Origin of the sequence: Pantoea piersonii, assembly GCF_003612015.1 — a bacterium.
Classification (GTDB): Bacteria; Pseudomonadota; Gammaproteobacteria; order Enterobacterales; family Enterobacteriaceae; genus Pantoea; species Pantoea piersonii.
Window position 1 is genome coordinate 170632 of the sequence record NZ_RARB01000010.1, and the last position, 23109, is coordinate 193740.

Genomic DNA, 23109 nt, shown 5'->3' on the forward strand with positions numbered 1-23109 from the left:
TCAGTTGTTCAGCGCCGCTTTCTGCGCCTGAATCAGTTCCTCAATGCCGCCGCGCGCCAGCGCGAGCAGCGACAGCAGCTCCTCATGGCTGAACGGCTCGCCTTCCGCCGTGCCCTGTACTTCAATCATGCGGCCATCTTCCAGCATCACGACGTTCATGTCGGTTTCGGCGGCGGAATCTTCCACATACTCCAGATCGCAGCGTGCTTCGCCCTCGACGATGCCGACGGAGATCGCCGCTACCATGCCTTTCATCGGGTTGGCTTTCAGCTTGCCGTCCGCCACCAGCTTATTCAGCGCATCGGCCAGTGCCACGCAGGCACCGGTAATCGATGCGGTACGCGTGCCGCCGTCAGCCTGGATCACGTCGCAATCGAGCGTGATGGTAAATTCGCCCAGCGCTTTGAGATCGACCGCCGCGCGCAGCGAGCGGGCAATCAGGCGCTGGATCTCCAGCGTACGTCCGCCCTGTTTGCCTTTTGCCGCCTCACGCGCCATACGGCTATGCGTGGAACGCGGCAGCATGCCATATTCAGCGGTAACCCAGCCCTGCCCCTGTCCTTTCAGGAAACGCGGGACACTCTCTTCCACGGTAGCAGTGCAAAGCACTTTGGTTTCGCCGAACTCCACCAAAACTGAGCCCTCGGCATGTTTGGTATAGTTTCGGGTCAGGGTGACGGGACGCACCTGTTGTGCGCTTCGGCCTGCTGGACGCATGGTAATCTCCGGCTGAAATGAATTGGCTGCGCATTATACGGACTTCCTCGTCGCCTGTCTTGCTGACGGGATTTCACAGCGGCAGATGAATTTCCGCACGGTCTGTGGCTAAATGCGCCTTCCTCACTCACTGAAAATAAAAAGTATGACCTCAATTCTTCATTTCCTGCTGGCGCTGGCGGTGATTTTCGCCCTTGCGCTGCTGGTCAGTCATGACCGCAAACAGATACGCCTGCGTTATATCGTGCAGCTGATCGTAGTAGAAGCCGCACTGGGCTGGTTTTTCCTGCACTCCGCCAGCGGACAGGGGGCGGTCAGCGCCTTCAGCGGCTTTTTTGAGAAGCTGCTGACCTTTGCCGCGCAGGGCACCGACTTCGTGTTTGGCAATATGAGCAAGCAAGGGCTGGCCTTTATCTTCCTCGGCGTGCTCTGCCCTATCATATTTATCTCGGCGCTGATCGGCATCCTGCAACACTGGCGCATTCTGCCGCTGCTGATTCGGCTGGTGGGCACGCTGCTGTCGAAAGTAAACGGCATGGGTAAGCTTGAGTCATTCAATGCGGTCAGTACCCTGATCCTCGGCCAGTCAGAGAACTTTATCGCCTATAAGGGCATTCTGGGCGATATCCCGCCGAAGCGCCTCTACACCATGGCCGCCACAGCGATGTCCACCGTGTCGCTCTCTATTGTCGGCGCCTATATGACGATGATCGCGCCTAAATATGTGGTCGCCGCGCTGCTGCTCAATATGTTCAGCACCTTTATTATTCTCTCCATTATCAACCCCGGCAAAGCGCAGGATGAACAGGCGATCCAGCTCGACAAGCTGCATGAAGAGCAAAGTTTTTTTGAGATGCTCGGCGAGTACATTCTGGCGGGTTTCAAGGTTGCGATGATTATTCTGGCGATGCTGATCGGCTTTATCGCGCTGATAGCCGCGGTTAATGCGCTCTTCAGCGCGCTGTTCGGCTACAGTTTTCAGCAGGTTCTTGGCTATGTCTTCTATCCTTTTGCCTGGCTGATCGGCATTCCTGCCGTGGATGCGCTGCAGGCGGCCAGCATTATGGCGACCAAGCTGGTCGCGAATGAGTTCGTGGCGATGATTGAGCTGCAAAAGGTAGCGGCAGGCATGACGCCGCGCGGTCTGGGCATTCTCTCCGTGTTTTTGGTGTCGTTCGCTAACGTCGCCTCTATCGGCATCGTGGCCGGGGCGATCAAAGGACTGAATGAACAACAGGGCAATGTAGTGTCCCGTTTCGGCTGGAAGCTGGTTTATGGCTCAACGCTGGTGAGTCTGCTGTCGGCAGCGTTTGCCGGCCTGTTTATCTGATCTCTGCGGCGGCCTTACCGCCGCCGTTTTTGCTCAGAACCCAACGCATACTGGCGCATCAACGCGCATCACCGACTCCTGACCGAAGCGCTGCTTGTAAATCGTGCGCAGCGCTTCGATATCGCTGTTCACGCCGTTTTCCGCCCCATGAATAAGCAGTAGCGCCTTGCTCGGCTCGCGCGCCAGCTTTCCGCTTTTCTCCAGCCATTGGCCGCTGGCGTCGTAAACGCTCAGGCCTGCTTTGAAGCGCGGCGTCACCTCTTTATCCAGAAAAAGCTGCCAGTCGGAGCGGCTCACCATACCGCCCTGCGGTTTGCTGAGGCCGAACCACAGCGTAGTCTGCATCATCATCTCGCCACCTGCGCATACGGCAACAGGTTTAGTCGGCGGCGCAGGCGGGCGCGGCGCCTGGCAACCGGCCAGCAACGCGGCCAGCGCCATGGAAAGGGCAACAGAGCGGAACATTGGCGTTATCCTTAATCAAAACGATCAGCGGCCATCATAAGTGTCTGTCCGCAAAAGCGGAAATGTTTCGTTATTCGCATGCACTTGCGCTTATGCCTGTTAGCGCGCGGCGGGTATCGCTATACTTGCTGCATAATTTCTGACAAAGAGTAGCCGATTATGATCCGCAGTATGACCGCTTACGCCCGCCGCGAAGCCAAAGGCACCTGGGGCAGCGCCGCCTGGGAACTCCGCTCCGTTAACCAGCGTTATCTTGAAACTTATATCCGTCTGCCGGAGCAGTTTCGCAGTCTGGAGCCGGTTATTCGCGAACGTATTCGCCAACGCCTGACGCGCGGCAAAATCGAGTGCAACCTGCGCTTTGACGCCGATCCCGGCGCCCAGGGCGAGCTGATGCTGAACGAAACCCTGGCGAAGCAGCTGGTGCAGGCCGCTAACTGGGTGAAGATGCAGAGTGACGAAGGCGCCATCAATCCGATGGAAATTTTGCGCTGGCCTGGCGTGATGTCTGCACAGGAACAGGATCTGGATGCGATTAATGCCCAGCTGCTGAGCGCGCTGGACGGCGCGCTGGATGACTTTATCGTGGCGCGCGAAAGCGAAGGCGCCGCGCTGAAGGCGATGATCGAACAGCGTCTCGACGGTGTGAAGCAGGAAGTGGCGAAAGTGCGTACCCAGATGCCTGAGATCCTGAAATGGCAGCGCGAACGTCTGGTCGCGAAGCTGGAAGAAGCGGAAGTACAGCTGGAAAACAACCGTCTCGAGCAGGAACTGGTGATGATGGCGCAGCGTATCGACGTCGCGGAAGAGCTGGATCGCCTTGAAGCCCATGTTAAAGAGACCTATAACATCCTGGGTAAAAAAGAGGCTGTCGGTCGCCGCCTCGACTTTATGATGCAGGAGTTCAACCGCGAGTCGAACACGCTGGGTTCGAAGTCAATTAATGCGGACGTCACCGCATCGGCGATTGAACTGAAGGTGCTTATTGAGCAAATGCGCGAGCAGATTCAGAACATCGAGTAACGACGCAGTAACTGCAAACGGCTCGCCTCGCGCGAGCTTTTCACCACTTTTCCATGCTGTCCTGCGTAAATTCTGCGTAAATAACCATAAGCATTCATTTCCGGACCGCTCTAAAATTTAGTGCGTTTGTTGCCTGCTATCACTTTAGTTGTTTTTTAACCTACTGTTTCAAAAAAGGATTTTATTATCCCTGTCATCTCTTCCCGCTTTAATGCCTCATTCGATGAAACATCCATCTCCATATGATTCTGTTGTTTCGCTTTCTTTAGCGGCACTTTTTGCTAATGTGCCGGTCCGATTGACTACAAGCTGTAGCGCCTGGGGAACTTATGGAAGTGCTTCTTTATGCGATACATACATTTCATCACATAAAGGTGCGCTATGAAAAAGACCGGAGCTTTTTGCCGTTCCATGCTGCATCCACGCTACTGGGTTACCTGGCTAGGTCTGGGCATTCTGTGGCTGCTGGTTCAGCTTCCTTATCCTCTTTTAATGCGTCTTGGCGCTAATGCCGGTACGCTTTCTCGTCATTTTCTAAAACGTCGTGAGCGCATTACGCGACGCAATATCGAACTCTGCTTTCCCGGCATTGCTGAGAATGATATTGAGCGCATGATTGCAGGTAACTTCGCTTCGCTGGGTATGGCGCTGGCAGAAACCGGCATCGCCTGGTTCTGGTCCGATCGCGCGGTAAGAAAACTGTTTGAAGTGTCAGGCCTGCAGCATTTGCAGTCCGCCATGGAGCAGAAGCGCGGCGTGATGGTGATCGGCGTGCACTTTATGTCGCTGGAGCTGGGCGGTCGTATCAGTGGTTTGTGCCAGCCGATGATGGCGATGTACCGTCCGCATAACAACCGGGCGATGGAGTGGGCGCAGACGAAAGGCCGTATGCGATCCAATAAGGCGATGATCGATCGGCGCGATCTGCGCGGTATGGTTCATGCGCTGAAGAAAGGCGAGTCGGTATGGTTTGCGCCGGACCAGGATTATGGCCCGAAAGGCAGCGTATTCGCCCCACTGTTTGCCGTTGAGAAAGCAGCGACCACGAATGGCACATTCGTTCTTTCGCGCCTCGCAAATCCGGCGATGTTAACCATCGCGCTGATCCGCAATCCAGATAACTACGGCTACCAGCTGATTATTGATCCGGCACTGGAGAACTATCCTCATACTGATGAGGCCGCTGCTGCCGCCTATATGAATAAAGTTATCGAAAGCCAGATCCTGCGGGCGCCAGAGCAGTATCTGTGGCTGCATCGTCGCTTCAAAACCCGCCCGCCAGGCGAAGCCTCGCTCTACGTTTAATCCACACCGCATCATGAGCGATCATGGTGCGGTTTTTAGCATTGTGCGGCTGGCATCCGGCCGCCGATTGCTGAATGATGGGGTTTCATCTGTTTGTGCAGGAACTTCGTATGGATATGAATCAACGCTGGCAACGTCCTCTGCCTGACGACCGTCTTACGCCCTACATTGAGATCGACGCCGAAAGGCTGGAAAAGAATCTGCAGGCGATGCAGGAGAAAGCCAGCCGCGCAGGCGTCACGCTGCGCCCTCATATCAAAACGCATAAAAGCCTCTATATCGCTCGTCGTCAGCGTGCGCTGGGCGCGTGCGGCATTACCGTTTCTAAGCCGAGCGAAGGGGAAGTCTTTATCCGCGGCGGTGAACGCGACATCTTGCTGGCTTATCCGGTTATCCGTGCCGAAAGCATAGCGGCACTGCTGAAACGGGCGGCGGAGCACCAGGCGAAAGTGACGCTGATTGTCGATACGCCGCATGGCGTAGCCGCTATCGCTGAAGCGCAACGCCAGCAACCGGATGCCGACATCGCAGTAGCGATTAAGGTAGATGTCGGGCTGCACCGTATCGGCATCGATCCGCATCGGGACGACGCGGCCGCCCTGGCGCAGGCTATTCAGGCGGCGCAGCTGCGTTTCGCTGGGCTGGTGTCGCACGCCGGGCACGCCTATGGCGCCGGGAATCGTGATGCCATTGCTGCGATCGCTCAGGAAGAAGCGCGGCTGATGCAGCATGTGCAAAACCAGCTGCGAGAAGCGGGTTTCGCCGATTGTTCTGTTTCCGTTGGCGCCACGCCCACGGCGCTGGCCGCGCCAGTGGCAATCGGAACCGATGAGATCCGCCCGGGAAACTATGCCCTGCTCGATCTGACTGCGTGTCGTCTCGGCCTGAGCCGCGTTGAGGAACTGGCGCTCAGCGTTATTGCCCGTGTCGTCGCGGTAAATCGCCATTTCATCATTATCGATGCCGGTTCCAAAATGCTGAGCTCGGATAAAGGGCCACACGGCACGAATGCCAGCGGGTTCGGCGTGGCCGTTGATGAAAATGGCGTTTGCTATGAGGTCGGCAAGCTGTCGGAGGAACACGGGTTTATCCCCTGGCAGGATAGCGCGCCGAGCGTCGGCGCCCTGCTGCGTATCTACCCTAATCACAGCTGCGCGGTGATGGCGCAGTCGGACAGCTATGTGCTGCGTCACGCCGACGGTCATGCAGAGACCCAGCCGATCGATGCGCGCGGACGTTTTCTCTGACGCTTTTACGGCAGGCCGCCAGGCCTGCCAGCCTGATGAAACCCTGTCTGCGCCACACTTCTCGCCGCGCGCGATTTTCCCTCTGCGCGCAACATGCTTTAATGCCTTTTTAACCACGTTCCGGAGGTAGCATGTTGTCGTCCCAGGTTGTCAGTCAGACCATTGCGCGTAACTGGTTAGATTTGTATGAAACGATCTGGAAGCCGGAATATTTTGCGAAATGGGCTTCTGGGCTAAGCAGCAGCACGCTGGAACAGGAAGGGAGTAACTGGCGCGCCCGTGGACCTGAGGGTTCAGTGAAGATTCGCTTTACGCCGCATAATCCGTTTGGCGTGATGGATCACTGGATAGATAGCGGCTTTGGTAAAGAGATCTATATGCCGATGCGCGTAATAGCCAATGAGCAGGGCGCTGAGGTGCTTATCGTAGTTTACCGTCAGCCGCTGATGTCTGATGAGAAGTTTTCTCAGGATATTGAATGGGTAAGAAGCGATCTTGCTCGTCTCAATCGCCTGCTTACTCAGTAAACCAGGCCAAAAAGCCGTCATTCTTTAGTCATTGTTGGGCCTTACGGCTCAGAAAAGTGAAAAAAGTTCGGTGAAAATGCATAAGCACTTTCACCTTTTTCATAAGCCGTTCCTGCCTCTCACAACAGTTTCATTAAAGCCAGATAGCCGGGAAAATTCCTGGACAGCCAGCACTGCCGTTTCGCTGTAATGCCTGAAATACGTGCATTCTCTGCGTATGTACATTTTTTATTCCGCGCATTTTCCCTTTTTACTGCACAACGATTAATAAAGCTTTACAACGGAAGTTAAAAATATTTCATGCAAATGATGAATCCATTTATTTCTACAGCGGCTTTATCGGAGTTTTCTGATGGTGTGAAATTAAAAAAACGAGGTATAAATTAACCACACACACAGCAACACTTAAAATAACAACATCAGGAAATTAAAAATGGATTGCTCAACTACGGCTCTGCTGTCAGAAGAAGAACTTGTTGAGATCGCTGGCAGGATGCTGGCAGGAGAATATAAAACAATAAAAGGATTTACCCAGGACCTGGCCGCTTTTCTGTTAAGCACAGAAAAGACGGCCCTGTCCCGGGACAATAAAAATAACGGGGAAATTATTTACGTATCAGAAATCCATCGCATTGAATCAATAATAACAGGTGAAGCCTGGCGTACTACGTCTGGACTTCGCTCAGGCGAATGGCATTAATTATTTGGGTGAAATAGTCAGCTATTTCGCGCATAACACTTTATTCGGTACCTGTACCTAACGAGTATATCATGGCGATACGTGAACGAAGCTTTACTGGTGCAAAGTGGTCGATTCTCTCTTCAATTAAAGTTATCGGCATCGGTGTGCTCCAGCTCTCTTTACTGGCGCAAATTCTGCAGGCTAACGAGCTGAATCTACTGGCTGTTGCTATTGTCGGACTGCTGATCATCGATACCCTTGCCGATCGTGGCTTTTCCAACGCCCTGATCCGCAGCGGCAGCTTGTCGGTTCGCGATCAGTCAATGCTTTACTGGGGCAATATGCTGCTGAGCCTGGTTATTTTTGCTGTACTGTTTATCGGCAGCGATCTTGTCAGCAGTTATCTGCAGCAGCCCGAACTGGCTATTATGCTGGAAATGGTCTCCGTGGTTTTTATTATTATCCCTCAGGGACAGCATTACCGCGCTATTATGCAGCGTGAAAAGCAATATACCCGCATCGCCTTTACTGAAACTATATCGGTGCTTTTTGGTCTTGGCGTCACCTTATTCACCGTCTGGCTGACGCCATCGGTACTGTGCGCCATCTGGGGTTATCTGGCCATTGCTTCCGTACGTATGCTGATCTACTGCTATTATGGCCGGGAAAGTTTTCAGCCGGAATATTGCTTTAACCTGAAAGAATACAGTCGCATTCGTGCAAGAATCGGATAATAAAAACAAGTCTGTATGGTGGGCTCTGGGCATCTGAAGAGATGCATTCGCGTGCTGGTGACAGCACGCTCTTTTCTTTTTATCCGCCCTGCATTTTTATTGCCGCAAAGAGACCGCTCTGCCTGCAAAAGCCGTACCTGTCGCACCTCTTCCTGTTAATTCCCTGAAAAAGCGCGTCGCTGGAATAGTCGCTGAAATTACGATTCGCTTTTCTTATTTTATTGTCGCAGCGGCGCTTGCCGTTTTCCCTCAACGCCAGCGTTTTTCCTCAGGCCAGCATAAGTTAAACTGATACCAAGCGATCGCCTGAGAATTTTTCAGTAGCTGATATTCCTCTAACCCCGTAGCCTTGCCGCCCACCCTCTGGAGCCAGCTATGTTATTAACCGTCCTCTATATTATCGGCATTACCGCAGAAGCCATGACAGGCGCGCTTGCCGCCGGACGACGCAAAATGGATCTGTTTGGCGTCATTATCATCGCCTCAGTGACAGCGATAGGCGGCGGCTCCGTGCGAGATATTTTGCTGGGTCATTATCCGCTGGGCTGGGTTAAGCACCCGGAATACATCATGATCGTTGCCGCTGCGGCAGTACTTACCACCTGGCTTGCGCCGCTGATGACGCACCTGCGCAAAGTTTTCCTGGTACTGGATGCGCTGGGCCTGGTGGTCTTCTCGATTATCGGCGCCCAAGTGGCGCTGGACAGCGGCCATGCGATGATTATCGCCGCCATCGCCGCCGTGATTACCGGCGTATTTGGCGGCGTGCTGCGCGATATGTTCTGTAATCGTATCCCGCTGGTCTTTCAGAAGGAGCTCTATGCCGGTATCGCCTTCGCTTCCGGCTGGATCTATATCCTGTTGCTGAAAACCTCGCTGGCGCATGAGGCCGTCGTGATCATTACTCTGCTGTTCGGCTTTCTGGCGCGCCTGCTGGCGCTGCGCTTCCGGCTCGGTCTGCCTGTTTTCAACTACCCGCATCCGGAGCATTGACGCCGTTCGGGATGCCCTGCTCTCGCAGAAAAGCGATCAGCTTTTGCATGCGTGTATCCTGCAACATGGCGTAAATGCGCTGCGCCAGGGTTGCGCCGACGCCAGGCAACGCCTGCCACCGTTGCACGTCGCGCTGCTGCACCTCATCCCAGGTCGCGTCCGGTAAAGCGTGAAGCGCTCGCCGCGGCAGCGGTATGCCCAGCGCGCCAATCCAGCGACGCAGCGGCTGCTGTCGCGTAAGGTTGAACCGGTGCCAGAGCTGCTGTGCGCGCGTCGGGCTAATGCCTGACGTCTGCGCGATCTGTTCCGGCGTCAGCGTCAGCCAGGAAAAAAGATGCTCCATGGCGCTGCTCTCCAGCAGCCGTAGCCAGGTGCTGCGCTGCACGCCAGCGATATCCAGCACCGATTTCTGACTCAGCCAGCTTAACCGCGCCAGCAACTGCTGGCGGCAGGAAGGCGTGATGCTCAGGCAACTGAGCGGCGTGAATTGTTCAGGATCGGGTGGTTCCGGGTAGTCACGCTCCCCTACCCGCCAGATGACTCTTTCCAGACGTGGAATACCCTGTCCCGCCAGGCTGATAACGACCTGATCGCCTGCGATAACATCCCATTCCCGCCAGCGCCGTAGCGAACCGATGTTCACCCGCCGTACGATTTTGTCGTCGAGCGCGACCGGCTGAAGATTAAGCACTACAGAGATATTTCCGGTACGGCCAGTGTTGAAATCAACCGACCGTACTTCACTGTTCACGTCCGGCGGCTGGAATTTCCACGCCACCGCCCAGTCACCTTCGCCAGGCATCCAGCTTTTTCCGACTGGCCGCATCGCCTGATGTACCACCACGCCGTCTGTGGCAAAGGGAAGCGGTGCGCTGAACCAGCGATCCCGCCAGCTTGCGACCTCTTCCTCATCATGAACAGGTTTACTCCACGTTTGCGCCAGCCCCAGTCCCCAGGCAGCAAGCTGTTGCAGACGATCCGCCATCTCAGCGGGACCATCCGGCCAGCCCCAGATAAACAAGCCGATATCGGCCAGCAGCGGACCAGGTGTCTGGCTCATTAACGCGCCAGCGACCTGTGCCCGCGCGTTTTTACCGCCGTCGCGCGCCTGGCGATGATCGGTCATCTTCAGAAACAGCTCGCCCTGCAGTACCACACGCGGCGCATCGCTCTCAATCCGTAACGGGATGGCAGGAATATAAGCCGCTTTTGCCAGCCATGACTCGCCGCGCAGGCCGTCGCCGCGACTAATTAATGCCGTCAGCTTTCCCGCCTCATAGACCAGCGTGACCGCTACGCCGTCGATTTTCGGTTGTACCCATAAATCCCGACGATTCTGCATCCAGTACGCCAGCGCCAGCTTATCGCGCAGCTTTTTTACGCCGGTATGCGCCACCGGATGCGCGACTCTGCCGCTGGCTGGCAGTCGGGAAGTGTAAATTGATTGCGCGGGTCTGAAGCAGCGCTGCCAGCTTTTCAGGCGCTGCAACAGCGTGTCGTAATCCGCATCGCTGATCAGACTCTTTCCGTCGCGATAGTAGGCATCATCCCAGCGTTGCAACTGCTGCTGCAGGCGGGCAATTTCATCTCCGGCGCGCGCGGGCGTCCATACCGGGCAAAGCGCGTTAGCCGAACCGACAGCCAGCAGTAACAGACTCAGCAGCAGGCGTAACTTCTCTTTCATAGCGAGCCTCCTCAACGTTTCGCCTATTGAAGCGGCGAGGAAACGACAAGGCGACAGGCAAAGCGAGAGAACGGAACTGGCTGCGCAGGAAAAGAATGCGCTTGCGGCCTGGCAAAGCTGCTTCTGCGCGCTGCGACGCAAAAGTTTTAGCGCAGCGTTATGCGCAAACGCTGCGTTAAGGCGCTAAGCCGTGTATACTGAGCAGGAAATCGACTCCGCTCTTTACTCAATTCAAGAAGACCATGGCTCAAGGCACGCTTTTTATTGTTTCCGCCCCCAGCGGCGCGGGTAAATCCAGCCTGATTCAGGCACTACTGAAGACACAACCGCTGTACGATACGCAAGTGTCTGTTTCTCATACCACCCGCGGCATGCGTCCCGGCGAAGCCCATGGCGAGCACTATTACTTCGTCTCGAAAGAAGAATTTGAAGCGATGATCGCGGAAGATGCCTTCCTCGAGCATGCGAAAGTCTTCGACAACTATTACGGCACGTCGCGTAAAGCGATTGAGCAGGTTCTCTCTACCGGCGTCGATGTGTTCCTGGATATCGACTGGCAGGGCGCGCAGCAGATCCGCGCAAAAATGCCCGCCGCACGCAGCATTTTCGTTCTGCCGCCCTCGCAGGACGAGCTGGACCGCCGCCTGCGCGGCCGCGGTCAGGACAGCGAAGAGGTGATTGCCCGCCGCATGGCACAGGCGGTCTCTGAGATGAGCCACTACGCTGAATACGACTATTTAATTATCAATGATGATTTCGATCTGGCCCTGTCGGATCTGAAGACCATTATCCGCGCTGAACGCCTGCGCATGGGTCGCCAGAAGGCGCGCCATGATGCTTTAATCAGCAAACTATTGGCAGTCTGAAGTCAGTTTCAGTATTATGCCCAGTCATTTCTTCATCTGTGGAGTAGCACACCTATGGCACGCGTAACCGTTCAGGACGCAGTAGAAAAAATTGGTAACCGTTTTGACCTGGTGTTGGTCGCTGCACGTCGTGCACGTCAGATGCAGGTAGGCGGCAAAGATCCGCTGGTTCCGGAAGAGAACGATAAAGCCACCGTTATCGCCCTGCGCGAAATCGAAGAAGGCCTGATCACTAACCAGATCCTGGACGTTCGCGATCGTCAGGAGCAGCAAGAGCAGGAAGCCGCTGAATTACAGGCCGTTACCGCTATCGCTGAAGGTCGTCGTTAACAGCAACCTGCAGGCCAACCTTGTATCTGTTTGAAAGCCTCAATCAGCTGATTGAAAAATACCTGCCGGAGGAGCAAATCAAGCGCCTCCAGCAAGCGTACCTTGTCGCACGTGATGCTCACGAGGGACAGACACGCTCCAGCGGCGAGCCCTACATTACCCATCCTGTTGCCGTCGCCTGTATCCTGGCGGAGATGAAGCTCGACCATGAAACGCTGATGGCCGCGCTGTTGCACGACGTGATCGAAGACACGCCGGCCACCTATCAGGATATGGAGCAGCTGTTCGGCAAAAGCGTGGCGGAGCTGGTAGAAGGCGTATCCAAGCTGGATAAGCTGACCTTCCGCGACAAGAAAGAGGCGCAGGCAGAGAACTTCCGCAAGATGATTATGGCGATGGTGCAGGATATCCGCGTCATTCTCATCAAGCTGGCCGACCGCACGCACAATATGCGCACGCTGGGCGCGCTGCGTCCGGACAAGCGTCGCCGCATCGCGCTGGAAACCCTGGAGATCTACAGTCCGCTGGCGCATCGCCTGGGTATCCATCACCTGAAAACCGAGCTGGAAGAGCTGGGTTTCGAGGCGCTCTACCCTAATCGCTATCGCGTGATTAAAGAGGTAGTAAAAGCGGCGCGCGGCAACCGCAAAGAGATGATTCAGAAGATCCTGGCGGAGATCGACGGGCGACTGCAGGAAGCGGGCATCCCCTGTCGCGTCAGCGGTCGTGAAAAGCATCTCTACTCTATCTACCGTAAAATGACGCTAAAAGAGCAGCGTTTTCACTCCATCATGGATATCTACGCTTTCCGCGTGATCGTGAAGGATGTGGATACCTGCTATCGCGTGCTCGGTCAGATGCACAGCCTGTACAAACCGCGTCCAGGCAGGATGAAAGATTATATCGCTATCCCCAAGGCCAACGGCTATCAGTCGCTGCACACCTCCATGATCGGGCCGCACGGCGTGCCGGTCGAGGTGCAGATCCGTACCGAAGATATGGATCAGATGGCCGAGATGGGGGTCGCCGCGCACTGGGCATACAAACAGGCGGGCGAAAGCGGCACTACCGCGCAGATTCGCGCCCAGCGCTGGCTGCAAAGCCTGCTGGAGCTGCAGCAGAGCGCGGGCAGTTCGTTTGAATTCATTGAGAGCGTGAAATCCGATCTCTTTCCTGACGAGATCTACGTCTTTACGCCGGAAGGGCGCATCGTCGAGCTGCCGGCTGGCGCGACGCCGGTCGATTTCGCCTATGCAGTGCATACCGATATCGGCCACGCCTGCGTCGGCGCGCGCGTCGATCGGCAACCCTATCCGCTGTCGCAGCCGCTTACCAGCGGCCAGACGGTAGAAATTATCACGGCGCCGGGCGCACGCCCTAACGCCGCCTGGCTTAACTTCGTCGTCAGCTCCAAAGCACGCGCCAAAATTCGTCAGCTGCTGAAAAATCTCAAGCGCGAAGACTCCGTCAATCTTGGACGCCGTCTGCTGAGCCACGCGCTCGGCGGCAGCCGAAAGCTGGCCGAGATCCCGCCTGAGAACATCAAGCAGGAGCTGGATCGTATGAAGCTGACGTCGCTGGACGACCTGCTGGCGGAGATCGGCCTCGGCAACGCCATGAGCGTTGTGGTGGCGAAGAACCTGCTGCAGTCGACCAGCGCGACGCCGCCGAGCAGCAGCAAGCGCGGCAAGCTGCCTATCAAAGGCGCTGACGGCGTTTTGATCACCTTCGCTAAATGCTGTCGTCCGATTCCTGGCGATCCCATTGTGGCGCACGTCAGTCCCGGCAAAGGGCTGGTGGTGCATCACGAATCCTGTCGTAATATTCGTGGCTACCAGAAAGAGCCGGAAAAATTTATGCCGGTGGAGTGGGATAAGGTCACCGATCAGGAATTCGTGGCTGAAATCAAGGTCGATATGTTCAACCATCAGGGCGCGCTGGCGAACCTGACGGCTGCGATCAATACCGCAGGCTCTAATATCCAGAGCCTCAATACCGAAGAGCGCGACGGCCGCGTTTATAGCGCCTTTATCCGCCTGACCGCGCGCGATCGCGTCCATCTGGCGAACATTATGCGTAAAATCCGTGTAATGCCGGACGTGATCAAAGTCCACCGTAACCGTAATTAGCGCATGAATGCCCAACGCTTTGCTCGTATTCAGGAGATGCTGACGCTTCGCCAGCACGACCTTACCGTCTGCATGGAACAGGTGCACAAGCCGCACAACGTCTCGGCGGTGATCCGCACCGCGGATGCGGTGGGCATTCATGAAGTGCACGCCGTCTGGCCCAGCGAACGAATGCGCACCATGGTCTCCGCTTCTGCCGGCAGCAACAGCTGGGTGAAGGTAAAAACCCACCGTCATATTGCTGAGGCGGTCACGCATCTGAAAGATCGCGGCATGCAGGTGCTGGCGACCAACCTGTCGGCCAGAGCGGTCGATTTTCGCGAAATAGATTATACCCGCCCGACCTGCATTTTGATGGGTCAGGAGAAAACCGGCATAACCGCCGAAGCGCTGGCGCTGGCCGATTGCGACATCATTATTCCGATGGTCGGCATGGTGCAGTCGCTGAACGTTTCCGTGGCGTCCGCGCTGATCCTCTATGAAGCGCAACGCCAGCGGCAGAATGCCGGGCTCTATCAGCGTCAGCACAGCCTGTTGGATGAAGATGAGCAGCAGCGTCTGCTGTTCGAAGGTGGCTATCCGGTGCTGGCGCGCGTGGCGAAGCAGAAAGGTCTGCCTTATCCCCATATCAATGCCAGCGGCGAAGTAGAAGCTGACGCTGAGTGGTGGGCCAGAATGCAGGCTACGGGGAAAAAGAAATGAAAGGCCGCCTGCTGGATGCCATTCCGCTCAGTACCCTGACCGGCGTCGGCGCCAGCCAGGCGGCGAAACTGGCTAAGCTCGGCCTGCATACCATTCAGGATCTGCTGCTTCATCTCCCGCTACGCTACGAAGACCGCACTCAGCTGTACGCTATTAACGATCTGCTGCCCGGCATCTGGGCCACGGTAGAGGGCGAGGTATTGCAGTCTGAGGTCACTTTTGGCCGACGCCGTATGCTGGTGTGTCAGATCAGCGACGGCAGCGGCGTCCTGACCATGCGTTTCTTCAACTTCAACGCAGGTATGAAGAACAGCCTTGCGCCGGGTCGCCGCGTTACCGCCTATGGCGAAATCAAGCGCGGCCAGCGCGGCCCAGAGATTATTCACCCCGAATATCGCGTACAGGGCGAACAGAGCCCGGTAACCCTCGAAGAGACCTTAACGCCGGTCTATCCCACCACCGAAGGCATTCGTCAGGCCACGCTGCGCAGCCTTACCGATCAGGCGTTAACGCTGCTGGAGAGCGTGCCGATCGCCGAACTGCTGCCGCAGGAGCTGGCGCAGGGATTGATTAGCCTGCCGGAGGCGCTGCGCACGCTGCATCGCCCACCGCCCGATCTGCGTCTGAGCGAACTGGAGCACGGCCGTCATCCGGCGCAGCGTCGTCTGATTCTGGAAGAGCTGCTGGCGCACAATCTCAGTATGCTGGCGGTGCGCGCTGGAGCGCAGCGCTATTACGCGCTGCCGATGACGCCGCGCCATACGCTGAGCGACAAACTGCTGGCGGCGCTGCCCTTCTCCCCAACCAACGCGCAAAAACGCGTGGTGCAGGAAATAGAGCGCGACCTGGCGAATGATTTTCCGATGATGCGCCTGGTACAGGGCGACGTCGGATCCGGTAAAACCCTGGTCGCAGCACTGGCGGCGCTGGATGTTATTGCGCACGGCAAACAGGTGGCACTGATGGCGCCTACCGAGCTGCTGGCAGAACAGCACGCGAACAACTTCCGCAGCTGGTTCGCGCCGCTCGGGATTGAAGTTGGCTGGCTGGCCGGCAAGCAGAAAGGCAAAGCGCGTCAGGCGCAGCAGGAGGCGATCGCCAGCGGCCAGGTGGCGATGGTGGTCGGCACGCACGCGCTGTTCCAGGAGCAGGTGCAGTTCAAAGGCCTGGCGCTGGTAATAATCGACGAGCAGCACCGCTTCGGCGTGCACCAGCGGCTGGCGCTGTGGGAGAAAGGCGAAGAGCAGGGCTTCCATCCGCATCAGCTGATTATGACCGCTACGCCGATCCCGCGTACCCTGGCGATGACCGCTTACGCCGATCTCGATACGTCGACCATTGACGAACTGCCACCAGGCCGTACGCCGGTCACCACCGTGGCGATCCCTGACAGCCGCCGCGACGACATTATCGCCCGCGTGCGGCATGCCTGCCAGGAGGGCCGCCAGGCTTACTGGGTCTGCACGCTGATCGAAGAGTCTGAGCTGCTGGAAGCGCAGGCGGCGGAAGCGAGCTGGGAAGCCTTAAAAGCTGCGCTGCCCGATCTGAATATCGGCCTGGTGCATGGCCGCATGAAGCCTGCGGAGAAGCAGGCGGTAATGGCGGCCTTTAAAGCCAATGAGATGCAGCTGCTGGTAGCCACGACGGTGATTGAGGTCGGCGTCGACGTCCCCAACGCCAGCCTGATGATTATCGAAAACCCGGAACGCCTGGGTCTGGCGCAGCTGCATCAGCTGCGCGGACGCGTCGGGCGCGGCGCGGTTGCCTCGCACTGCGTCCTGCTCTATAAGGCACCGCTGAGCAAAACCGCGCAGCGGCGTTTACAGGTGCTGCGCGACAGCAACGACGGCTTTGTTATTGCCCAGCACGATCTGGAGATCCGCGGCCCGGGCGAACTGCTGGGTACACGCCAGACCGGCAACGCCGAGTTCAAAGTCGCGGACCTGCTGCGCGATCAGGCGATGGTGCCAGAAGTGCAGCGCGTGGCGCGCCATATCCACCAGCATTACCCAGAACAGGCCAGGGCGCTGATTGAGCGCTGGCTGCCGGAAACCGCCCGCTACACCAACGTCTGACCCGCCTCCTTTTTCACCGGCTAAACCGCTCCTTTCCGCACGCTTAAGATAAAGAGTGGCAAACGATTGCTTTCAGCCATAAGCGGTTTAAAATCCCCCTCTTCACAGATTGGGAAGCCACTTTATGTCCGTTAAGCAACCAGACGCCACCCTGAATAAATCAACCGCGCCGCGCCAGAGCGAGCTGATTTATCGTCTTGAAGATCGTCCGCCGCTGCCGCAAACGCTGTTTGCCGCTGGTCAGCATCTGCTGGCGATGTTCGTGGCGGTCATCACCCCCGCTCTGCTTATTTGTCAGGCGCTGGGCCTGCCTGCGCAGGATACGCAACATATTATCAGCATGTCACTTTTCGCCTCCGGCGTGGCTTCCGTGCTGCAGATTAAAACCTGGGGTCCGGTCGGTTCAGGCCTGCTGTCGATCCAGGGCACCAGCTTCAACTTTGTTACGCCTTTAATTATGGGTGGCATGACGCTGAAAAACGGCGGCGCTGACGTGCCGACCATGATGGCCGCGCTGTTCGGTACGCTGATGGTCGCGTCCTGTACCGAGATGGTGCTGTCGCGCGTACTGCATCTGGCGCGCCGCATCATTACTCCGCTGGTCTCCGGCATTGTTGTGATGATTATCGGCCTGTCGCTGATTCAGGTCGGGCTGACCTCGATTGGCGGCGGCTTCGCCGCCATGAACGATCACAGCTTCGGCGCGCCGAAAAACCTGCTGCTGGCGGGCGTAGTGCTGGCGGTGATCATCGTGCTCAACCGGCAGCGCAACCCCTATTTGCGCGTCGCGTCGCTGGTTATCGCCATGGCCGTCGGCTATTTCGCCGCCTGGCTGATGGATATGCTGCCGCAGGCCGCCGCGCCGGTCAGCCAGCCGCTGCTCTCGGTACCGTCGCCGCTCTACTACGGCCTGGGCTTTGACTGGAACCTGCTGATCCCGCTGATGCTGGTATTTATGGTGACGTCGCTGGAGACCATCGGGGATATCACCGCCACTTCGGACGTCTCAGAGCAGCCGGTAAGCGGCCCGCTCTATATGCAGCGTCTGAAAGGTGGCGTGCTGGCGAACGGGCTGAACTCCTTTGTTTCCGCCCTGTTCAATACGTTCCCGAACTCCTGCTTCGGCCAGAACAATGGTGTTATCCAGCTTACCGGCGTCGCCAGTCGCTACGTGGGCTTTGTGGTGGCGCTGATGCTGATCCTGCTTGGCCTGTTCCCGGCGGTTAGCGGTTTTGTGCAGCATATTCCGGAACCGGTACTGGGCGGCGCGACCATCGTGATGTTCGGTACCATCGCCGCCTCTGGCGTGCGCATCGTATCGCGCGAGCCGCTGAACCGCCGCGCGATTATGATTATCGCGCTGTCGCTGGCGGTCGGGCTGGGCGTATCGCAACAGCCGCTGATCCTGCAGTTTGCACCAGACTGGCTGAAGACGCTGCTCTCTTCCGGCATCGCCGCAGGCGGGATCACCGCCATCGTGCTGAACCTGATTTTCCCGCAGGAAAAGTAATCTCTCCGGCGGGCCGTGGCCCGCCTTTGCTATTTATTCGTATTTACATCCAGGCTGTTGAGCTACAACGGTAATTCAGGCATAACAAGCACTGACCGGAAAGATGGCGGGATGGATGCAATGAAATTTCTTGGAAAGTTTTTTCTTACGGTACTGTTGCTGCTGGTGCTGAGCCTGGTGGTGATCTACGTTCTGTTGCAAACGCAATGGGGCGCGGGCTGGTTCAGTCGTTACGTGAGCGATAAAACCGCATGGCATCTCTCCCTCAGCAAGATAGAACATAATTTCTCCTCGCCTTCGCACATCATTCTCGACAACTTCAGCTTCGGCCATGACGGCCAGCCGGCCGCGGTCGTGGCAAAACGCGTTGATCTCGGACTCGCCCTGCTGCAGTTTAGCGATCCGCTGAATTTCGGCAGCATCGAACTGCGCGACGGCATTGTGAATCTGGCGAACCTGACGCCTGGCGACGACCTGCCCTTCCAGGCCGGTCGTCTGCAGCTGAATAATATGCGCATTGACAGTCCAGATACCCCGCTGCCGCTTTCGGCTCTTCAGGTGAACGGCGGCATTATGCCCTGGAAACCCACCGCGAAGAGTATGCTGGGCAGCGACGCGCAGTTTCAAATGAGCGCTGCCGATATGACGCTCAATAACGTTTCAGGCGCTAACATCTTGATTCAGGGCAGCGTAACGCAGGGCCGTATGCTGTTCAGCAACGTCGGCGCCGATCTGGCGCGCGGTTCGATGACCGGCAGCGCCGAGCGCGACGCACAGGGCAACTGGCTGATCCGCCAGCTCCGCCTTAACGATATTCGTCTGCAAACTACCCAAAGCCTGACCGATTTTCTGCGCCCGATTCAGGCGCTGCCTTCCGTCACCATTAACCGTCTGGATATGACCGATGCCCGGCTTCAGGGCCCGGACTGGGCGGTCACTGACCTTGACCTGACACTGAAAAATGTCACCTGGCAAGGCGACGACTGGCGCAGCGACGACGGTTCGCTGTCGCTGAATGCCAGCAACTTTATTAATGGCCGCTTTGAGCTGAACGATCCGATTCTTAATCTCAACCTGTCGCCGCAGGGCATCGCGCTTACCCAGTTCAGCTCGCGCTGGGCTAACGGCGTCATCCGCGCCGACGGTAGCTGGAGCCGCAGCGATAAACGTCTGACGCTGAATAATCTGGCGGTCGCCGGGCTGGAGTACACCCTGCCGGAGACGTGGCGCGATCGCTGGCAGGCGACGCTGCCAGAATGGCTCGATACGCTGGAGATCAAACGCCTCACCTCCAATCGCAACCTGATTATCGATATCAATTCGGCGTTTCCTTTCCAGATGACCTCGCTGGACGGCAGCGGTGAAAACCTGCTGCTGGCGCGTCAGCATCAGTGGGGGATCTGGTCAGGCAAGCTGAGCCTCAACGCGGCGGAAGCGACCTTTAACCGCGCCGACCTGCGTCATCCGTCGCTGTCGCTGAACGCCGACGACCGGCAGATTCAGGTGACGGAGCTGAGCGCCTTTAGCGGCAACGGATTACTGGAAGGCTCGGCCAGCGTCGGTCAGCAGCCGGATCGCCCGGTCGCGCTGACGCTGAAGGGCCAGGCGGTTCCCGCCAGCGTGTTGCAAAACTGGGGCTGGCCCGCTCTGCCAGCAAGCGGCCCCAGCAATTTCCAGCTTCAGCTGAACGCCTCGCTAAAGGCGGGCGCGCCGCTGAAATCCTCAGCGAACGGCTCGCTGTCGCTGCGCACCGATACCCAGCAGATCCAGCAGCAGATGCAGGCGGGCGAGGTAAGATAAACGCTCATGCCAGCGGCCGCGCCGCCAGACAAAAGGGCCGATGATTCGGCCCTTTTTATTTAGTTGATGCGCGCGCCGGAACCACCCTCTTCCAGCGGCTCGTCGGGATCGGCGGGCAGCACGATATAGACGCCTTCAAACACTGCGCCCAGCTCCTCATTGCCGAACAGCTCGACTTCAAGGCGTACGCGCGCTTTGCGGCCGCGCGCCAGTCGATCGAGATCGCCGCTCATGGAGCCAATATCGGCAGTCGCGCCCGGACGTCCGGTAATCGGTTTGCTGTAGCGAATATGGGCATCGGCCAGGATAATGGTGCCGCCAAGATGGCGTTCGCGCAGCAGCAGCCAGATCAGCCCCCAACCGGTCAGGGTCGCCAGCGAGAAGAGACTGCCTGCAAAAAGCGTATGGTGCGGATTCTGGTTGCCGGTTTCCGGCATGGTGGTAATAAATTTCTGGCCGGTGAACTGCAAAATCCGCACGCCCATCTTTTCGCTGAGCGGAATATTGTCATACCAGGCCTGCTGTAATTGCCCGCACCAGTCGGCGCGATGCAGGATATCGTCCAGCGTCACCACCGGTTTGATCATCAGAAAGTGGCGCAACGGCGTGGTTTGCGGCGCGGTGATCTCACCCTGATTGATGTAGCCCAGCTTGGCAAAGAATTCGACCGCATCTTCACGCGCGGCGCAGGTGACGCGCTTGACGCCTTCCTGACGGGCAACCGACTCCAGCGTCATCGCCACCAGCGTGCCCAGCCCTTTGCCCTGGACAGAAGGATGTACGGCGAGGAAGCGAATCGACGCTTCGTTGTCGGCATTGATATAGAGCCGCCCGGCGGCCACCGGCTGGCCATGTTCGTCCACCACCATCTGATGGTGCGCCAGCGCGTCCCAGCCGTCCCGCTCCGAACCCTGAGGCTGGCGCAGCGGCTTGCGTAACATTTCCCAGCGGAACTGGTAGTACATATCCAGCTCTTCCGCAGTTTGCGGTACCCGAAGATGATACATAAAGTGGTTCTCTCGTTCAGAGCCTGCATGGCCGATCCCGTGCTGCTCGGCTGCCAGCCTCACACCTGTAACCAGAAGGTGACAGGACCATCATTGACCAGCGCGACCTGCATATCGGCAGCAAAGCGTCCGTTGGCGGTGGTCACGCCCTGGCGACGACAGCAGTCGCTGAAATATTCATACAGGCGGTTAGCCTCATCGGGCGCCGCGCCGCGTGAAAAAGAGGGACGCATCCCTTTCTGCGTATCCGCCGCCAGCGTAAACTGCGACACCACCAGCACGCTGCCGCCCGCCTGCTGGACGTTAAGGTTCATTTTCCCCTGCTCGTCGCTGAAAATACGGTAGCCCAGCACCTTTTCCGCCAGCCTTTCGGCGCGCTTCTCATCGTCCTCTTTTTCCACACCCAACAGCACCAGCAGGCCGGGACCGATTTCGCCGACCACCGTGCGATCTACGCTTACGCTGGCGCTGAGTACTCGTTGTATCAACGCAATCATGCAACCTCTCGTTCTTTTTCGCCTTCCTGCTGTTTCAACTGGCGATAATCGCCCAGCGTCACGGTGATTTCCGCGCCCAGCAACACAATACACCAGGTCCAGTAGACCCAGAGAAACAGGATTGGAATAACCGCCAGCACGCCATAAATCAACTGGTATGAAGGAAACATCGTAACATAGAGGGCAAAGCCCTTTTTACCCAGCTCAAACAGCGCGCCCGCCACCAGCGCGCCGATAAGGGCATCGCGCGACGGCACGCTGCGCGTCGGCACAATGCTGTAAAGCAGCCAGAACGCGAACCAGGAGAGCAACAGCGGGAAAACCCGCAGCACCTGATCGATGATGCCGTAAACGCCGCTGGCGCTGACCCAGCGCAGCGACAGCAGGTAGGAGCTGATCGCCAGGCTGGCACCAGCCAGCAGCGGCCCCAGCGTCAGGATCATCCAGTAAACGGCGAAGGAGTACACCAACGGACGCTTCTTATGGCTGCGCCAGATTGTGTTGAGCGACGTATCGACCGAATGCATCAACAGCAGCGCGGTGATAATCAGCCCTACCGCGCCCAGCGCCGTCATGCGATGCACGTTAGCGACGAACTGATCCAGATAGCGCTGCACCACATTGCCCGCCGCCGGAACGAAATTGGTAAAGATAAAATTTTTCAGCTGAACGCTGACTTCAGAAAAGACCGGAAACGCGGAGAAAAGCGCAAATACCACAGCGATCAGCGGCACCAGCGCCAGCAAAGAGACAAAGGCCAGGTTCCCGGCCTGCGTCGTCATATTGTCCTCGTCGATGCGTTTCCACAGCAGCCTGAGCCACAACCAGAGGGCGTGGCAGTTCGAAATAAAGGGGCGTGACGTCATCATTCAGCGATGGCTTGCCAGCCAGGTCGGCACGGTTTTGCTATCGGTGACCAGCACGCTCCTGATGCCCAGCGCCTCGGCAGCCGCAATGTTATCCGCATTGTCGTCAAAGAAGATCGCCTGATCGGCATGGTAGCCTTCTTGCTGCAGCACATGCTCAAAGATGCGCGCTTCAGGCTTGCGCATCCCTAACTCCTGCGACAGGTAGACCACGTCCGCCGCCGCTCGCACCTCAGGATATTGCGTTGGCCAGAACTCCGTATGCAGCCTGTTGGTGTTAGAGAGGATCACCACACGGTGGCCGTCGGCGCGCAGCTGATTCATCAGCGCCAGTGTCTCGGCGCGCGCCTCCATAAATACCGCCTGCCAGCCCGCCACGAACTGTTCGTAGCTCAGCGCGATATCAAGCTGTTCACACAGCTTTGCGGCGAAATGCTCGTCGCTAATTTCACCGCGCTCGTGCTGCTCAAATGCCTCATCCATATGGAAGCGGCTTTGCAACAGCGCCAGCGGTACGCGGCCAAGGTCACTCCAGACGCCCAGCACACGGTTAAAATCGATATCAACAATCACATTGCCTAAATCAAAAATGTACAACATGTCGTTACTCCTCTGATTCC

General features: G+C 57.3%; 21 protein-coding genes and 1 pseudogene. 15 read left to right on the forward strand and 7 right to left on the reverse strand.

Features of this window, described 5'->3' with window-relative positions:
- The gene (rph, locus tag D7S44_RS20740) at positions 1–717 is read right to left on the reverse strand and encodes a ribonuclease PH (RefSeq protein WP_033754298.1); all 717 of its coding nucleotides are present in this window, start codon (positions 715–717) and stop codon (positions 1–3) included.
- A 145-nt stretch (positions 718–862) separates the two neighbouring features.
- On the opposite strand from rph, the gene D7S44_RS20745 reads away from it, so the two are divergent.
- Positions 863–2047, forward strand: coding sequence for a NupC/NupG family nucleoside CNT transporter (locus D7S44_RS20745; protein WP_120458117.1), 1185 nt, complete (start codon positions 863–865; stop codon positions 2045–2047).
- Positions 2048–2080: 33 nt separating this feature from the next.
- Here D7S44_RS20745 and D7S44_RS20750 read toward each other — a convergent pair whose 3' ends face one another.
- Complete coding sequence (locus D7S44_RS20750; RefSeq protein WP_120458119.1) at positions 2081–2512, reverse strand: DUF3574 domain-containing protein; 432 nt, start codon at positions 2510–2512, stop codon at positions 2081–2083.
- Positions 2513–2671: 159 nt separating this feature from the next.
- Between D7S44_RS20750 and D7S44_RS20755 the strand changes: the two genes are divergently transcribed.
- The 7 genes from D7S44_RS20755 to D7S44_RS23925 all read left to right on the forward strand — a co-directional run bounded on the left by D7S44_RS20755 (position 2672) and on the right by D7S44_RS23925 (position 9023).
- The gene (locus D7S44_RS20755; RefSeq protein WP_120458121.1) at positions 2672–3535 is read left to right on the forward strand and encodes a YicC/YloC family endoribonuclease; all 864 of its coding nucleotides are present in this window, start codon (positions 2672–2674) and stop codon (positions 3533–3535) included.
- Between the two features lie 381 nt (positions 3536–3916).
- Positions 3917–4840 carry a kdo(2)-lipid IV(A) palmitoleoyltransferase gene (lpxP, locus tag D7S44_RS20760; protein ID WP_120458123.1) on the forward strand — a complete coding sequence of 308 codons (924 nt, stop codon included), beginning with the start codon at positions 3917–3919 and terminating at the stop codon, positions 4838–4840.
- Between the two features lie 110 nt (positions 4841–4950).
- Entirely contained in the window at positions 4951–6087 is a 1137-nt protein-coding gene (locus D7S44_RS20765; protein WP_120458125.1) for an alanine racemase, read from the forward strand.
- 131 nt (positions 6088–6218) lie between these two features.
- The gene (locus D7S44_RS20770) at positions 6219–6614 is read left to right on the forward strand and encodes a polyketide cyclase (RefSeq protein ID WP_120458126.1); all 396 of its coding nucleotides are present in this window, start codon (positions 6219–6221) and stop codon (positions 6612–6614) included.
- A gap of 433 nt (positions 6615–7047) precedes the next feature.
- Entirely contained in the window at positions 7048–7314 is a 267-nt protein-coding gene (locus D7S44_RS20775) for a hypothetical protein (RefSeq protein WP_120458127.1), read from the forward strand.
- Between the two features lie 71 nt (positions 7315–7385).
- Positions 7386–8030 carry an oligosaccharide flippase family protein gene (locus D7S44_RS20780; RefSeq protein ID WP_120458128.1) on the forward strand — a complete coding sequence of 215 codons (645 nt, stop codon included), beginning with the start codon at positions 7386–7388 and terminating at the stop codon, positions 8028–8030.
- 375 nt (positions 8031–8405) lie between these two features.
- On the forward strand, positions 8406–9023 hold the full coding sequence (locus D7S44_RS23925; RefSeq protein ID WP_033754272.1) for a trimeric intracellular cation channel family protein: 618 nt from the start codon (positions 8406–8408) through the stop codon (positions 9021–9023).
- Here D7S44_RS23925 and ligB read toward each other — a convergent pair.
- Positions 8964–10707 (reverse strand): annotated as a pseudogene (gene ligB / locus D7S44_RS20790) (NAD-dependent DNA ligase LigB); the annotation flags it as partial. The gene D7S44_RS23925 and the pseudogene ligB sit on opposite strands and share 60 nt — an antisense overlap.
- A 242-nt stretch (positions 10708–10949) precedes the next feature.
- Here ligB and gmk point away from each other — a divergent pair.
- From gmk to D7S44_RS20825, 7 genes are all read left to right on the forward strand, one after another.
- Positions 10950–11573 (forward strand): guanylate kinase, encoded by a 624-nt coding sequence (gene gmk, locus D7S44_RS20795; RefSeq protein ID WP_120458129.1) that lies wholly within the window; start codon positions 10950–10952, stop codon positions 11571–11573.
- 54 nt (positions 11574–11627) lie between these two features.
- A complete protein-coding gene (gene rpoZ / locus D7S44_RS20800; RefSeq protein ID WP_013511051.1) occupies positions 11628–11903 on the forward strand; it encodes a DNA-directed RNA polymerase subunit omega in 276 nt (91 codons plus the stop codon).
- A 20-nt stretch (positions 11904–11923) separates the two neighbouring features.
- Positions 11924–14032 (forward strand): bifunctional GTP diphosphokinase/guanosine-3',5'-bis pyrophosphate 3'-pyrophosphohydrolase, encoded by a 2109-nt coding sequence (gene spoT, locus D7S44_RS20805; RefSeq protein WP_120458130.1) that lies wholly within the window; start codon positions 11924–11926, stop codon positions 14030–14032.
- Positions 14033–14035: 3 nt separating this feature from the next.
- On the forward strand, positions 14036–14734 hold the full coding sequence (trmH, locus tag D7S44_RS20810; protein ID WP_120458131.1) for a tRNA (guanosine(18)-2'-O)-methyltransferase TrmH: 699 nt from the start codon (positions 14036–14038) through the stop codon (positions 14732–14734).
- A complete protein-coding gene (gene recG, locus D7S44_RS20815) occupies positions 14731–16809 on the forward strand; it encodes an ATP-dependent DNA helicase RecG (RefSeq protein WP_120458132.1) in 2079 nt (692 codons plus the stop codon). The genes trmH and recG overlap by 4 nt, the downstream gene beginning before the upstream one ends.
- 124 nt (positions 16810–16933) lie before the next feature.
- Positions 16934–18319 carry a nucleobase:cation symporter-2 family protein gene (locus D7S44_RS20820; RefSeq protein ID WP_120458133.1) on the forward strand — a complete coding sequence of 462 codons (1386 nt, stop codon included), beginning with the start codon at positions 16934–16936 and terminating at the stop codon, positions 18317–18319.
- A 120-nt stretch (positions 18320–18439) separates the two neighbouring features.
- Positions 18440–20119 (forward strand): AsmA family protein, encoded by a 1680-nt coding sequence (locus D7S44_RS20825; RefSeq protein WP_120458156.1) that lies wholly within the window; start codon positions 18440–18442, stop codon positions 20117–20119.
- Positions 20120–20178: 59 nt separating this feature from the next.
- Here the strand turns inward: D7S44_RS20825 and fabY are convergent, their stop codons facing one another.
- The 4 genes from fabY to yihX are packed head-to-tail and all read right to left on the reverse strand — an operon-like array spanning position 20179 to position 23089.
- Complete coding sequence (fabY, locus tag D7S44_RS20830; RefSeq protein WP_120458134.1) at positions 20179–21126, reverse strand: fatty acid biosynthesis protein FabY; 948 nt, start codon at positions 21124–21126, stop codon at positions 20179–20181.
- A gap of 59 nt (positions 21127–21185) precedes the next feature.
- The gene (dtd, locus tag D7S44_RS20835) at positions 21186–21623 is read right to left on the reverse strand and encodes a D-aminoacyl-tRNA deacylase (RefSeq protein WP_120458135.1); all 438 of its coding nucleotides are present in this window, start codon (positions 21621–21623) and stop codon (positions 21186–21188) included.
- The gene (locus tag D7S44_RS20840) at positions 21620–22489 is read right to left on the reverse strand and encodes a virulence factor BrkB family protein (RefSeq protein WP_120458157.1); all 870 of its coding nucleotides are present in this window, start codon (positions 22487–22489) and stop codon (positions 21620–21622) included. Before D7S44_RS20840 ends, dtd begins: the two co-directional genes overlap by 4 nt.
- A gap of 3 nt (positions 22490–22492) precedes the next feature.
- Entirely contained in the window at positions 22493–23089 is a 597-nt protein-coding gene (yihX, locus tag D7S44_RS20845; RefSeq protein ID WP_120458136.1) for a glucose-1-phosphatase, read from the reverse strand.
- Positions 23090–23109: the final 20 nt, after the last annotated feature.

Bases quoted from the DNA above. Each gene is read 5' to 3' on its own strand.
- dtd (WP_120458135.1), bottom strand. From the start codon at position 21,623: ATGATTGCGTTGATACAACGAGTACTCAGCGCCAGCGTAAGCGTAGAT.
- rpoZ (WP_013511051.1), top strand. From the start codon at position 11,628: ATGGCACGCGTAACCGTTCAGGACGCAGTAGAAAAAATTGGTAACCGT.
- rph (WP_033754298.1), bottom strand. From the start codon at position 717: ATGCGTCCAGCAGGCCGAAGCGCACAACAGGTGCGTCCCGTCACCCTG.
- D7S44_RS20765 (WP_120458125.1), top strand. From the start codon at position 4,951: ATGGATATGAATCAACGCTGGCAACGTCCTCTGCCTGACGACCGTCTT.
- D7S44_RS20825 (WP_120458156.1), top strand. From the start codon at position 18,440: ATGAAATTTCTTGGAAAGTTTTTTCTTACGGTACTGTTGCTGCTGGTG.
- fabY (WP_120458134.1), bottom strand. From the start codon at position 21,126: ATGTATCATCTTCGGGTACCGCAAACTGCGGAAGAGCTGGATATGTAC.
- D7S44_RS20775 (WP_120458127.1), top strand. From the start codon at position 7,048: ATGGATTGCTCAACTACGGCTCTGCTGTCAGAAGAAGAACTTGTTGAG.
- D7S44_RS20750 (WP_120458119.1), bottom strand. From the start codon at position 2,512: ATGTTCCGCTCTGTTGCCCTTTCCATGGCGCTGGCCGCGTTGCTGGCC.
- D7S44_RS23925 (WP_033754272.1), top strand. From the start codon at position 8,406: ATGTTATTAACCGTCCTCTATATTATCGGCATTACCGCAGAAGCCATG.
- D7S44_RS20780 (WP_120458128.1), top strand. From the start codon at position 7,386: ATGGCGATACGTGAACGAAGCTTTACTGGTGCAAAGTGGTCGATTCTC.
- yihX (WP_120458136.1), bottom strand. From the start codon at position 23,089: ATGTTGTACATTTTTGATTTAGGCAATGTGATTGTTGATATCGATTTT.
- D7S44_RS20820 (WP_120458133.1), top strand. From the start codon at position 16,934: ATGTCCGTTAAGCAACCAGACGCCACCCTGAATAAATCAACCGCGCCG.
- D7S44_RS20745 (WP_120458117.1), top strand. From the start codon at position 863: ATGACCTCAATTCTTCATTTCCTGCTGGCGCTGGCGGTGATTTTCGCC.
- D7S44_RS20755 (WP_120458121.1), top strand. From the start codon at position 2,672: ATGATCCGCAGTATGACCGCTTACGCCCGCCGCGAAGCCAAAGGCACC.
- gmk (WP_120458129.1), top strand. From the start codon at position 10,950: ATGGCTCAAGGCACGCTTTTTATTGTTTCCGCCCCCAGCGGCGCGGGT.
- trmH (WP_120458131.1), top strand. From the start codon at position 14,036: ATGAATGCCCAACGCTTTGCTCGTATTCAGGAGATGCTGACGCTTCGC.
- D7S44_RS20840 (WP_120458157.1), bottom strand. From the start codon at position 22,489: ATGACGTCACGCCCCTTTATTTCGAACTGCCACGCCCTCTGGTTGTGG.
- recG (WP_120458132.1), top strand. From the start codon at position 14,731: ATGAAAGGCCGCCTGCTGGATGCCATTCCGCTCAGTACCCTGACCGGC.
- D7S44_RS20770 (WP_120458126.1), top strand. From the start codon at position 6,219: ATGTTGTCGTCCCAGGTTGTCAGTCAGACCATTGCGCGTAACTGGTTA.
- lpxP (WP_120458123.1), top strand. From the start codon at position 3,917: ATGAAAAAGACCGGAGCTTTTTGCCGTTCCATGCTGCATCCACGCTAC.